This window comes from Occultella glacieicola (assembly GCF_004353825.1).
Lineage (GTDB): Bacteria > Actinomycetota > Actinomycetes > Actinomycetales > Beutenbergiaceae > Occultella > Occultella glacieicola.
In genome coordinates this window covers 146,400-158,286 of sequence record NZ_SMNA01000004.1, presented here as the reverse complement: position 1 = coordinate 158,286, position 11,887 = coordinate 146,400, and the positions used below count along the sequence as shown (strand labels likewise).

11 protein-coding genes and 1 pseudogene are annotated in these 11,887 nt (G+C 71.4%); 9 read left to right on the top strand and 3 right to left on the bottom strand.

The window, feature by feature from the left end; translation table 11 throughout:
* Positions 1-30: 30 nt before the first annotated feature.
* From EXU48_RS08680 to EXU48_RS08655, 4 genes are all read left to right on the top strand, one after another.
* Positions 31-657 (top strand): response regulator transcription factor, encoded by a 627-nt coding sequence (locus tag EXU48_RS08680; RefSeq protein ID WP_235856951.1) that lies wholly within the window; start codon positions 31-33, stop codon positions 655-657.
* On the top strand, positions 657-1,688 hold the full coding sequence (locus tag EXU48_RS08675; protein WP_133107265.1) for a dihydrodipicolinate synthase family protein: 1,032 nt from the start codon (positions 657-659) through the stop codon (positions 1,686-1,688). Before EXU48_RS08680 ends, EXU48_RS08675 begins: the two co-directional genes overlap by 1 nt.
* 243 nt (positions 1,689-1,931) lie before the next feature.
* A complete protein-coding gene (locus tag EXU48_RS24455; protein WP_165962734.1) occupies positions 1,932-4,901 on the top strand; it encodes a DUF222 domain-containing protein in 2,970 nt (989 codons plus the stop codon).
* A gap of 9 nt (positions 4,902-4,910) precedes the next feature.
* Complete coding sequence (locus tag EXU48_RS08655) at positions 4,911-5,951, top strand: App1 family protein (RefSeq protein ID WP_133107263.1); 1,041 nt, start codon at positions 4,911-4,913, stop codon at positions 5,949-5,951.
* A 117-nt stretch (positions 5,952-6,068) separates the two neighbouring features.
* On the opposite strand, the gene EXU48_RS08650 is transcribed toward EXU48_RS08655, so the two are convergent.
* Entirely contained in the window at positions 6,069-6,284 is a 216-nt protein-coding gene (locus tag EXU48_RS08650) for a DUF1918 domain-containing protein (RefSeq protein ID WP_133107262.1), read from the bottom strand.
* Between the two features lie 146 nt (positions 6,285-6,430).
* Between EXU48_RS08650 and EXU48_RS25000 the strand changes: the two are divergent.
* Positions 6,431-6,547: pseudogene (locus tag EXU48_RS25000) on the top strand (DivIVA domain-containing protein); the annotation flags it as partial.
* A complete protein-coding gene (locus tag EXU48_RS08645; RefSeq protein ID WP_235856950.1) occupies positions 6,527-6,706 on the top strand; it encodes a DivIVA domain-containing protein in 180 nt (59 codons plus the stop codon). The pseudogene EXU48_RS25000 and the gene EXU48_RS08645, both read left to right, overlap by 21 nt.
* A gap of 25 nt (positions 6,707-6,731) precedes the next feature.
* Here EXU48_RS08645 and EXU48_RS08640 read toward each other — a convergent pair whose 3' ends face one another.
* Both EXU48_RS08640 and EXU48_RS08635 read right to left on the bottom strand, forming a co-directional pair.
* Complete coding sequence (locus tag EXU48_RS08640) at positions 6,732-7,709, bottom strand: hypothetical protein (protein WP_133107260.1); 978 nt, start codon at positions 7,707-7,709, stop codon at positions 6,732-6,734.
* 103 nt (positions 7,710-7,812) lie between these two features.
* Positions 7,813-8,904 carry a VIT1/CCC1 transporter family protein gene (locus tag EXU48_RS08635; protein ID WP_133107259.1) on the bottom strand — a complete coding sequence of 364 codons (1,092 nt, stop codon included), beginning with the start codon at positions 8,902-8,904 and terminating at the stop codon, positions 7,813-7,815.
* A 706-nt stretch (positions 8,905-9,610) separates the two neighbouring features.
* On the opposite strand from EXU48_RS08635, the gene ectA reads away from it, so the two are divergent.
* The 3 genes from ectA (at position 9,611) to EXU48_RS08620 (ending at position 11,884) form a co-directional block, all read left to right on the top strand.
* A complete protein-coding gene (gene ectA / locus EXU48_RS08630; RefSeq protein ID WP_235856919.1) occupies positions 9,611-10,063 on the top strand; it encodes a diaminobutyrate acetyltransferase in 453 nt (150 codons plus the stop codon).
* A gap of 82 nt (positions 10,064-10,145) precedes the next feature.
* Complete coding sequence (gene ectB / locus EXU48_RS08625) at positions 10,146-11,414, top strand: diaminobutyrate--2-oxoglutarate transaminase (RefSeq protein ID WP_207947669.1); 1,269 nt, start codon at positions 10,146-10,148, stop codon at positions 11,412-11,414.
* Positions 11,415-11,485: 71 nt separating this feature from the next.
* Positions 11,486-11,884 (top strand): ectoine synthase, encoded by a 399-nt coding sequence (locus EXU48_RS08620; protein WP_133107256.1) that lies wholly within the window; start codon positions 11,486-11,488, stop codon positions 11,882-11,884.
* The last annotated feature ends 3 nt before the right edge of the window (positions 11,885-11,887 follow it).

Here is an 11,887-nt window from a genome sequence, read left to right as displayed (position 1 = left end):
CACACCGCGATCCGCGCGGGCCTGGGGCTGATGCTCGCCGGCGACCCCGACATCGAGGTGGTCGGCGAGGCCGCCGACGGGGAGATCGCCGTGCGCAACGCCCGCGCGCTGCGTCCGGACGTGGTGCTGATGGATATCCGGATGCCCCGGATGGATGGCATCGAGGCGACCAGGACGATCGTCGGTGAGGGGCTCGCGGACGTCCTCGTGCTGACCACGTTCGACCTGGACGAGTATGTGTTCGGGGCACTGCGGGCGGGGGCTGCGGGCTTCCTGCTGAAGTCGACCAGCGCACCGGCCCTGCTCGACGCGGTGCGCCGGGTGGCCGCCGGGGAGGGCGTGGTCGCTCCGGAGGTGACCCGGACCCTGCTCGACGCGTTCGCGACGTCACGGCCGGGTGGGCCGGGATCACCGGGGAGCGGGCGGCCCGGGGCCGAGGCGGACGCCACGGCCGTCGTCGAGCGCGCCGGCCTGACCGCCCGCGAGCGGGAGGTGCTCGCTGCCCTGGCGCAGGGCCTGTCCAACGGGCAGATCTCCGCCGGTCTGCACATCACGGAGGCGACCACCAAGACGCACGTCTCGCACCTGCTGGCCAAGCTCGGCTGCACCTCGCGGGTGCAGGCCGCGATCCTCGCCCGCGAGGCGGGGGTCGCGTGATGCCCGGCCTGCGCGACGGCACCGCCCCCGGACTCTTCACCGGACTCGGGGCGTTCCCACTGACGCCGGTCGGTGCCGGTGGGATCGACGAGCGCGCGTTCGACGCACTCGTGGGCCGGCTCGTTGCGGCCGGGGTCGACATGATCTGTCCGTTGGGTTCGACGGGTGGGTATCCGTACCTGACCCGGGCCGAGCGGGCGCGGGTGGCTCATCTGGCCGTCGAGGCCGCGGGCGGGATCCCGGTGGTGATCGGGATCGGCTCGGTGGGCACCCGGGAGGTGCTCGACCTGGCCGCCGACGCCCAGGCAGCGGGAGCCGCCGGGGTGCTCCTCGCACCGGTGACCTACCAGCCGTTGACCGAGGACGAGGTCTACGGGCTGTACGAGGACATCACCGCCGAACTCTCGGTGCCTCTGTGCGTCTACGACAATCCCGGGACCACCGGGTTCACGTTCACCGAAGAGCTCTACGGACGGGTCTCCCGGCTGCCCCGGGTCTCCTCGATCAAGATCCCCGGGGTGCCGGCGACGAGCGACCGGCGCGTTGCCGGTTCGGCGGGTACAGCAGGCACGGCAGGCACAGCAGGCACGACTGGCACAGCGGGCACGACTGGCACAGCGGGCCTCTCCGGCGGACCTGACGCGACTCGCGGCCGGGTTGACCGCCTGCGGGAGCTCGTCCCCAGACACGTGACCATAGGAATCAGCGGGGACCCGATGGCCGCCACCGGCCTGCTCGCCGGCTGCGATGCCTGGTACTCCGTACTCGGTGGCACCCTGCCGCAGCGGGCGATGGCCCTCACGCGGGCGGCTCGTTCCGGCGATGCCGCCGCCGCGCGCGCACTGTCGGCCGAGCTTGAACCGGTGTGGGATCTCATGCGCCGGCACGGCAGCATGCGGGTCGCGTCGGCCCTCGCCGAGGACCTCGGCCTGGTGGGCACGCCGAACCTACCGAGGCCGCTGCGCGCGCTCGGTGCAGACGCCCGCGCGGAACTCGCCGACTGGGTGGCCGCCGCCGGCGAGCTGTCCTGAACCGTTCGACTGCTCCGCCCGACCATTCAACTCGCGCACGTCCGGCCCCTACGGCCCGCGGGGGTCTGTGGATGGGGAGTCATCGGCGCGCTCTCCGGCCCATGGTGCCCACGTACGGACGTGCCGATTTCGGTGTATCCACAAGGGAAATCCGGGATCTGGCGTTGTCGGTGGGGTGTTCTAGGGTGGAACCAGATCGAACATCCGTCCGATACAAGCGGCACCCGAGAGAAGGTGAGCACCATGGACGACACCACCGGCGGCAACGGCGACACCACCGGCGGCAACGGCGACACCGGCGGCGGCACCGGCGATGGCAGTGGCAGTGGTTCGGGTGCTCCCGCGGCGGCGGGAGTGGCGCTGGCGTCCCGGATGCACCAGCCTCTGGCCGAGGTGCTGTCCGGCTCACTGGACGACCAGTTGATCGCCCTGGAAGCGATCACCAAGGCGATCGCCTGCGCCGACCCCGTCGAGGAATCCGACCGATACGGAGCCACGTTCCTGGGCCAAGCCGCGTTACGGACCCACCTGATCACCGAGAACCTCACCGGGGCCCGCCTGGACTGGATGGGCCTGGAGGAAGAGGCCGGCACCTGGGACCCGACCAAGGGGTTCCGCACCTACGCCGCCTACGTGGCCAAGACCTACGGCATCACCGCCACCAACGCCCGCCGGATCGTGAGCCTGGCCAAGGGCCTGCGCAACAGCCTGCCCGCCACCAGGCGACGGCTACGAGCCGGTCAGATCGGGATCGACCAGGCCCAGATCCTGCTCAGGGCCGCCACCACCCAGGCCGCCACCGACGCCCTCCAACTCCCCGCCAGCCCCACCCCCGACACCGGCACTGACGATGCCGCGTCCACCGGCACGGGTACCGACGGCCCCGATATCACTGGCGCCGACGCGACCGGGACCGACACCACCGCGACGGGCGCGAACACCGTTGGCACCGACACCACGGCTACCGGTGCGGACGCCACTGGCACCGACGGCACCGCCGCCACTGGGCCCGACGCGACCGACCCGACCACGACCGACGGCACCGGAGCGCCCGCCGTCGGTGCCTCCGTGGCCGATGGTCGGGTGGTCACCGTTGAGGAGCTGCTGCTCGAGAGCGCCGCGGTCCGGTCCCCCGAGGACCTCCGCACCCTGGTCGACCACTTCGTCGCGATCGCCGACCCCGACACCGCCGACGCCGCCCACCTCGCCGCAGCCGACCACGAGTTCGTCAACATCGACCGCACCATGGACGGGTACCACCTCGCCGGCTTCCTGACCCTCGAACACGGCCAATACATCCGCGCCGCCCTCGAAGCCCTCATGGGACCCCCGAGTGCCGGCGAGACCCGCACCCACGCCCAACGCCGCGCCCAAGCCCTCGCCGACCTCGCCCACACCGCCCTCGACCACGGGAAGGTCGGCACCAGCGCCTCGGTGCGCCCCCACCTCGGCGTCCTCATCACCACCCCCGAATTCCTCGACATCATCCACACCGCCCAAACGAACGCCGAAGCCGCCCGGACCGCCGCAGCCGGGGTCACTCAGGCCCCCGACTCTGAGGCCACCGAGTCCACGGGCTCTGAGCCCGCCAAAGCCGCCGACGTCGAGGCCGCTCAGGCCCCCGAGCCCACCGGCGGCGAGCCGATCTGGGTCAACAACGGGGCAACCCCGGCGCCGGGACGTACCGGTCAACCGATCGACGACCCGCTCCCCGGCCTCGACAGCACCGGCCCGACCAGCGCTTCCGCGGAAGCACCGACGACCTCGCCCAGGACGGCTCCGCCCGACGACACCGCTGCGCCCGACGACACCGCTGCGCCCGACGACACCGCTGCGCCCGACGACGCCGCTGCGCCCACCGACACCGCTGCGCCCACCGACACCGCTGTGCCCACCAGCACGACTGGTTCCACCGGCGCAGTCCCGTCCGCCAGCACGGCTTCATGCGGCGACGGGTCCCGGCCCTCGGGGGCTGCTTTCGCCACCGGCACTGACCTGTCCACTGATACGGCTCTGTCCACCGGCACCAACGGGACAACTGCGTCCGCGGGGACCCGTATGTCCACCACCGCCACCCCGGCGCCGGCGGGCGCCGCCACCCCCGACCTCCTGACCCGGGACTGGGCCGCCCTGCTGAGCGCCGGGCCGGCCACATTCACCGACACCACCGGACCCGTGCCCTACACCCTGCTCGAACGCCTGATCACCTGCACCGGCGAGACCTACCGCATCATCCTGGGCCCCGACAACGAAGTCCTCAACCATGGCCGCGCCCACCGCCTTTTCACCAGCAACCAGCGCCGCGCCCTCATCGCCCACGACCACCACTGCGTCGCACCCACTGCACCGCACCCCCAGAACTCTGCGAATCCCACCACGCCGTCCGAGCCTGGTCCAAAGGCGGACGCACCGACCTCGCCGACGCCGCCCTGCTGTGCTACTACCACCACAACTGGGTCCACACCCACCGCCTCACCATGCGCACCATCAACGGCACCTGGCACTTCTACAAACCAGACGGCACCGAAATCGTCCCCACCCAGTCACCCTGGAGGTAACCGCGACGGCGGCCCTCCGCCTTGCGACGGGGACCGTCGCACCGGCGGCGTCACCTCGGGCGACGCGCAGACGCGGGAGACGAGAGGCCACAGGGCGGCAGCCGACGCTGACCCCAAGGGCGACGGTCGATGCCGGGCCGCGAGGACCGGGCCGCCGCCGAGCCGCCGCCGAGCCGCAAGGGCCGGGGCCGCCGCAGCCCTCGAGCCGCCGAGCCCCCGAACCGCAGAGCCGCCGGGCCGCCGAGCCCCCGAACCGCAGAGCCGCCGAGGCCGCCGAGCCCCCGAACCGCAGAGCCGCCGAGGCCCGAGGCCCCGAGCCGCAAGCGCCGCCGAGGCCCGAGGCCCCGAGCCGCAAGGGCCGTTGCGCCGCCGCAATGCAAGCGGCGGAGCCGCGTGCGGATCGAGCGCCATGGGGGTGTTGAGACATCCTCGTCGGGGACCCGGAGCCCACGATCCGGGAGATGGATCCATACCGGTCCGGAGGGGCCATATCGTGACCGAATCGTTGCCTTCTGAATGGGTTCAAGGTCCCCGGCGTCGTGTGACGTGGGCCACGATAGGGACCACTCGGACACACCAGTCGGAGCCTGCGCAATGGGGCGCAGCAGGTCGGGGTCGGCGGCGTCAGGCCGCCGACCTCGATCCTTTCCCATAGCCTGGGCCCATGCCCGACACGCACTTGGCCGCTGCCATAGAGAACGGCATCAACCGCAGACTGGTGCCGATTCTGCGGACTCGAGGATGGCGTCCCCGCACCCTTTCCTACATCGGCTACGGGAACCAGGACTTCGTCCGGATCCTCGGCCGGGTCGTGATGACCCGCGGTGGAGCCCCGCCGGCGACCGGTGCCGCGGAGGAGGACCTGACCTCCCGACGCGGTTGGCGGTCGTACGTGACGGCGTCGGTCGGCTACATGCCGGTCACGGTCCGGGTGGGCGACCGGGACTATCCGGGCACCGCCGACCGCGGCGGCTATCTGGACCTGGTGGTCTCCGAGCACGGACTCTCCCCCGGCTGGCATCAGGTGACCATCACCGCCAAGTCCGCGGAACCTGTGACTGAACGAGTCCACGTCATCGACGCCGGCGCACGCTTCGGAATCGTCAGCGACATCGACGACACCGCCCTGGTCACGCTCGTCCCGAGACCGTTCATCGCCATCTGGAACACGTTCATCCGACACGGCAACGCCCGCAAGGTGGTGCCGGGGATGGCGGCGATGTACCGGGACCTCCTCGCGGACCACCCCGGCGCCCCGATGTTCTATCTCTCGACCGGGGCCTGGAACATCATGCCGACCCTCGTCCAGTTCCTGCGCGGGCACCGGTTCCCGGCCGGGCCGATGCTGATGACGGACTGGGGACCGACCAACTCCGGCTGGTTCCGCTCCGGTCAGGAGCACAAGCGCCACGCACTGCGCCGGCTCGCGGCCGAGTTCCCGCACATCCGCTGGGTGCTGGTCGGCGATGACGGCCAGCACGATCCCTACATCTACCGTGAGTTCGCGCAGGAGTTCCCCGCGCGGGTCGCCGTGATCGCGATCCGGGAGCTGACCCCGGGCGAGCAGGTCCTGGCTCACGGGACACCGGTCGCGGTGCAGGAGGTGGGGACGGCCCGCCGGGCCGGAGCCGCCGCGGAGGTCAGCGGCGGGGACGGCGCGTCCCTCGCGCCGAAACTGAAGACCGCCCTGGGTGGTCGACCCTGAGCCGGCGACCACCGTCGTCAACCCGTGCCGAACGCAGGAACGTCCCCGGCCGCGACCGGCCCGACACCGACACCGACGGACCCGGGCGACCACCGCCGTCGGGCATGTGCCTGTGTCCTACTCGCCGAGAAGCACCTCGAATCGCTCCACCTGTCGTTCGACGTACACGTCCGGCCCGGGACAGAACAGGGACTCATGCCCGTCATCCGTCCAGCGCACCCGCCATGGCGGGCTACCGTCCGACGCGGCGACCTCGATCACCTCGCCCTCCCGTGCGGCCACGTCGGTGTGTGACGACGCGACGACGACCCTGTCTCCCACTGCCGCCTTCATGACGACCTCCCACGCCGGTGTGGTGGCGGCTCTCACCACCACTCCCAGTGTCCCCCACACCGCTCGGAAAGGCACGAGGTCGTCCCAGTACGCTGGCGCCGGCCCCGGCTGCGCTCCCGGGATCGACGGACCCATCGGAGGATGCATTGATCACCGCGGACCAAGTCCTCAACGCTCGATTCCAGACGACCCGGTTCCGGCCCGGCTACGACCAGGACGAGGTGGACGACTTCCTCGACGAGATCGTCGCCGGCCTGCGCCAGGCTGAGACCGGCCAGCGCGGCACCGGGACCCTGCGGCCGGACGAGGTTGCGGCCAAGCGGTTCAGCACCACGTCGTTTCGGCAGGGCTATGACCAGGCCGGGGTGGATGCACTGCTGCGCGAGGTACGGGCGACGCTCGAGACACACCGGACCCGCTGACGCGGCCCGGCGCCAAGCACGCCCGTCACTGGTGCACGATGCAGGGCTCCACCTGCGGTGCGAGCACCCTCAGGTACACGCCGACGGCCGGATCGGCGATCGGTGTCCCGGCCTGGACCTGGTCCCGGAGCGCCGTGGCGGCGGCACCCTCGACCACCCCGCACCCGTCGTGGAGGACCTCCGTGATCGGGGGAGCAGGCCACGTCACCGCCTCGTCCGTGATCGCGTACGGGGCCAGGACCTCGATCCGGTCGACGGGTAGGTCCCTGGCGTCCACGACCGAGCTGATCAGCATCGCCGCGAACGCCGACAGGGCGTCGCGGGCCGCGAGCTGCTCGGCATCGAGACCGGCGACGACCACGCCGGCGTCGTCCCGTTCGAGCCCGAGCCCATGGACGTCCCAGACGAACTCCTCGGTGCCGTCCTGGCCGTGGAGGATCATCTCGGTGTCGGAGGCCTCCGCTACTTGTGCGCCGCCGAACCGGGCCTGGTCCCGCTCGAGCAACTCGATCGCGGCGAGCAGGCCGGCGAGGTCACAGTCGAGATAGCCGCCGACAAGTGCCTCCGCTCCGCGATCCCCGTGGTCGGCCGGAACTGTGGCCAGCTGCCGCTGCGGCGCGTACGCCCATGGGTCGGCGAAGCCTCCGTCGTAGCGGGCAGCACTCCCGTCCGCGTAGACGACCACGTCCGCCCAGCGCCGCGCCCCCTGGTCGTCCACCGCGACGAGGCCGGTGACCTCGAGCTGGATCGGTGCCGCACCCACGGCACCCGTCGGCACCGTGGCGATCGGGTCGCTGCACCGGCCGGTGGCCGGGTCCGCGGTGACCGGAGCGGCCGACGCGGCGGACGGGGTTCCGTCCGGAGTCGGCGACTGCGGTGCGCCGGTGGTGCCGTCGCCATGGTCCTCGGTGACCGATGAACTCGGGCCCGGATCCCCCTCCGCGCCCAGGCATCCGGTCAGCATCGAGCCCGCAATGGCGAGCACCGCGAGACGACCCCTCATCCCCATGCGTGAACCTACCGCCGTGGCGTGCGGTGGCGCCGATGGTTCGCGGCACGGAGCGCACGACGATGTTCCCCGCCCGTGCGCCGCGGCCTCCTGCGCCTCAGGCGAGCGTCGTCCCGAACAGCAGCCCGAGGACGTAGGTCGCGGCGGCGGCTCCCCAACCGATCGCGAGCTGCCGCAGGGCCCGGCTCAGCGGAGCCGCCCCGGACAGGATCCCCACGGTGGCGCCGGTCAGCAGCAGGGCGATCCCGACCAGTCCGGCCGCGACCGCGACGGCGACCAGCCCGCCAAGCCCGAGCAGGTACGGCAGCACCGGGATGATCGCTCCGGAGGCGAAGAAGCAGAAACTGGAGATGGCCGCCCCCCAGGCCGAGCCGATCTCCTCGTGGCTGCGGACCTCCGCCCGGTCCGGGGACCGTTCGCCCGAGTAGGTCGCGATCCGCTCCTCGGCCTTCGATCGTGCCTCGTCCTCGGGCATCCCACGCGCCCGGTAGACCAGCGCGAGCTCGTTCGCGTTCACGTCGAGGTCCGGGAGCGCGGTGTGCGCCGTGGGACTCGGGTTGGACGCCTCCAACAGCTCCCGTTGGGACCGCACCGAGACGAACTCGCCGGCCCCCATCGAGAGCGCGCCGGCCAGGAGCCCGGCGATGCCGGTGAGCAGGATCGTGGCGTTGCCGACCCCGGACGCACCGATCCCGAGAACCAACGCGAGGTTCGAGACGAGGCCGTCGTTCATCCCGAAGACGGCCGCCCGGAACGTCCCGGACATCCGCGCCCGGCCGCGCTCCGCGAGCGACCGTACGACCTCCTCGTGGATCCGTTCGTCCGCCGCCATCGCGGCCGTCGCGTGCTCATCGTCGCCGTACGCCGACCGAGCCTCCGCGCGCTGGGCGAGCGCCAGGACGAACACGGAGCCGAACCGGCCGGCCAGCCAGATCAGCAGCCGGGAGCGCACCGACGGGCGCAACGGCCGGCCGGCTTCCTCGCCGAGCAGGTCCACCCAGTGCGCCGCGTGCCGGCCCTCCGCATCCGCCAACTCCAGCAGGATCGCGCGCTCCTCGCCCTGCCGCTTCGACGCGAGCCGGGTGTAGAGCGCCGCCTCCGCGCGCTCCTCGGCGAGGTAGCGGCGCCAGCGGCGAACGTCGGCGGGCGACGGCGGAGGTGCTCCGGTGGCGGAGGCTGCGGTCGACATGGGCGTGAGTCTTCCAGTTGCGCACGGACGGCGCCTATGGCATGCCTCACACGAGGCGGGCCTGGGCGAGCCCCATGCGAGGCGACCCTCGGCCCGCACGAGGCGGGCGAGACCCCCCGCGCGAGGCGAGCCCCTGCCCGGGCGAGCCGGTCGAGCCTCCCGCGTGCGACGCACGCCACTATTCCTCGCGCGGGGCGCACGGCGCGATTCCCGGGGCGCACGGCACGATTCCCGCGCGGGGGACGGCCACGCGAGGTGCCGACGCCTCCGAGGCACCAAGGGCGCCGTCGGCGCGTAGTGAGGCACCCTCACGACCATCTCACCATGCGGACGCAATTTCACGGCAGTTTCGCGCGTGTCGCCGATCGGGAGTTTGCCGCATGGTCCGAGGGCTGAGCGCGGATCCGTCGCGGTGGGAATCAGCGCGGATCGTGCCCGCGGTCACTTCACCCACCCCCTCGATCCGCCTACTGTGGACACCGGTATGCCGACGTCCACAGAGAATTCCCACGCCCGCCGCCACCAAACTGAAGCGTTCCCGACCGCGTCCCGGACGAGCCCGAATCCAGCGTCGAAGAATGGCGATTCGAGTCCTCCCCGCGACCTCTTCGACACCCCCGACGAGGACGAATCCGCCGGGACCGCGCACGCCCCGGCCCCGGTCGTTCGACACGCTTCTTCTGCCGCCCCGACGGTGCGCTGTCCGGTGCTGTCGGACGGCGCCCAGATGTGGCGGCTCGCCCGCGACAGCGGGGAACTCGACGTGAACACGCCATACGCCTACGCACTCCTGGCACGCGACTTCGCCGACACCTGCCGGGTCGCCACGATCGACGACGAACCGGTCGGGTTCGTCATCGGGTACCGGCGGCCGGAGTCGGCGGCCACCTTGTTCGTGTGGCAGATCGCCGTGGATCCGGCGTTCCGTGGCCGAAACATCGCCGGCCTCCTGCTCGACGGCCTGGTCCGGGACCTCCCGGACGTCACCACGGTGGAGACCACTGTGACCGAGTCGAACGCCTCGTCGCGCCGGCTCTTCGGCAAGTTCGCCGACCGCCACGGTGCCGACCTGGCCGAGTCGCCGCTGTTCGCGGCGGACGACTTCCCGGACTCGCACGACGCGGAGCCGCTCCTGACCATCAGCGGCCTCGGCCGCTGACGCACCACCGGCCGGGGTTGCCGCCATGTCCGAGGTCGACCCTGCCACGTCCCCATTCGACCGAATCGAAGAAGGAATTCACATGACTGCCCCCACGATCGACACCGTCGCCCTCGAATCCGGTGTGCGGAGCTATTCACGGAACTGGCCGGCGGTGTTCTCGCGAGCCGTCGGTAGCACGATCTGGGCCGAGGACGGTACCGAGTACCTCGACTTCTTCGCCGGGGCCGGATCGCTGAACTACGGGCACAATCACCCGCGGCTCAAGGAAGTCGTCCTCGACTATTTCCAGAGCGATCAACTGGTGCATTCCCTCGATATGTTCACGACCGCGCGCGGGGACTTCCTGCAGACGTTCTCCGAGCTGATCCTGCAGCCCCGCGGACTCGACCACCGCGTGGTCTTCCCCGGCCCCGGTGGGGCGAACGCGGTGGAGGCGGCGCTCAAGCTCGCCCGCAAGGTGACGGGCCGCGAGTCGGTCGTCAACTTCACCAACGCCTTCCACGGCATGACGCTCGGTGCCCTCTCGGTGACCGGGAACTCCCTCAAGCGCGGCGGCGCCGGGGTGCCCCTGGTGCACGCGACCCCGATGCCCTACGACGACTATTTCGACGGCGACGTGCCTGACTTCATGTACTTCGAGCGGCTCCTCGAGGACTCCGGCAGCGGCCTGAACCACCCGGCCGCCGTGATCGTGGAGTCCGTGCAGGGTGAGGGCGGCATCAACGCCGCCCGTGCGGAGTGGCTGCGTGCCCTGGCCGTCCTGTGCAAGAAGCACGGGATCCTGCTGATCCTCGACGACATCCAGATGGGATGCGGCCGCACCGGGGGCTTCTTCAGCTTCGAGGAGGCAGGCATCGTCCCGGACATCATCTGCCTGTCCAAGTCCATCAGCGGCTACGGGATGCCGATGGCCCTCACCCTGGTTCGGCCCGAGCTCGACATCTGGGAACCGGGCGAGCACAACGGCACGTTCCGGGGTTTCAGCCCGGCGTTCGCGACGGCCGCCGAGGCGATCCGCACGTTCTGGTCGGACGACGCCCTCGAGAAGTCCACCCAGACCAAGGGCGCCTATGTGGAGAGCCGGTTCAACCAGCTCGTCGCCAAGTACCCCGAGCACGATCTGATCAGCAAGGGCCGGGGCCTGGCCCGCGGCCTGCAGTTCGGCACCGCCGAGCTCGCCGGCGAGGTGTGCGCGGAGGCCTACCGGCGCGGCCTGCTCATGGAGACTTCCGGCCCGGAGGACGAGGTCATGAAGATCCTGCCGCCGCTGACGCTCACCGACGAAGAGCTGAACCGTGGTCTGAGGATCATCGACGAGTCCGTGGATGCGGTGCTCGGCCGAGCCTGAGCCCGCGGGTCCCGCACGTCCATTCCCCGTACCGTCCCCGAACCGATTCCCCTACCGACTGGAGTCACCCCATGCTCGTCCGCACGATCGCCGAGGTCACCGACACCGACGCCGACATCAAGACCGAGAACTGGCGCAGCAAGCGCATCATCCTGGCGAAGGAGGGCGTCGGCTTCTCCGTCCACGAGACCACGCTGTACGCCGGCACGGTGAACGACTTCTGGTACGCCAACCACATCGAGGCCGTGTTCATCGTCGAGGGCGAGGGTGAGATCACCGACCTGGCGACCGGCGAGACCCACCAGCTCGCCCCGGGCTCGCTCTACCTTCTCAACGACCACGACAAGCACCAGGTCCGGCCCCGGACCCAGATGCGCACCGTGTGCGTGTTCAACCCGCCGGTGACCGGGCGCGAGGTCCACGACGAGCACGGTGTGTACCCGCTCGTCACGGAGCCGGCCCCGGCCTGATCC

Bases quoted from the DNA above. Each gene is read 5' to 3' on its own strand.
- EXU48_RS08680 (WP_235856951.1), top strand. From the start codon at position 31: ATGCTCGCCGGCGACCCCGACATCGAGGTGGTCGGCGAGGCCGCCGAC.
- EXU48_RS08675 (WP_133107265.1), top strand. From the start codon at position 657: ATGCCCGGCCTGCGCGACGGCACCGCCCCCGGACTCTTCACCGGACTC.
- EXU48_RS24455 (WP_165962734.1), top strand. From the start codon at position 1,932: ATGGACGACACCACCGGCGGCAACGGCGACACCACCGGCGGCAACGGC.
- EXU48_RS08655 (WP_133107263.1), top strand. From the start codon at position 4,911: ATGCCCGACACGCACTTGGCCGCTGCCATAGAGAACGGCATCAACCGC.
- EXU48_RS08650 (WP_133107262.1), bottom strand. From the start codon at position 6,284: ATGAAGGCGGCAGTGGGAGACAGGGTCGTCGTCGCGTCGTCACACACC.
- EXU48_RS08640 (WP_133107260.1), bottom strand. From the start codon at position 7,709: ATGAGGGGTCGTCTCGCGGTGCTCGCCATTGCGGGCTCGATGCTGACC.
- EXU48_RS08635 (WP_133107259.1), bottom strand. From the start codon at position 8,904: ATGTCGACCGCAGCCTCCGCCACCGGAGCACCTCCGCCGTCGCCCGCC.
- ectB (WP_207947669.1), top strand. From the start codon at position 10,146: ATGACTGCCCCCACGATCGACACCGTCGCCCTCGAATCCGGTGTGCGG.
- EXU48_RS08620 (WP_133107256.1), top strand. From the start codon at position 11,486: ATGCTCGTCCGCACGATCGCCGAGGTCACCGACACCGACGCCGACATC.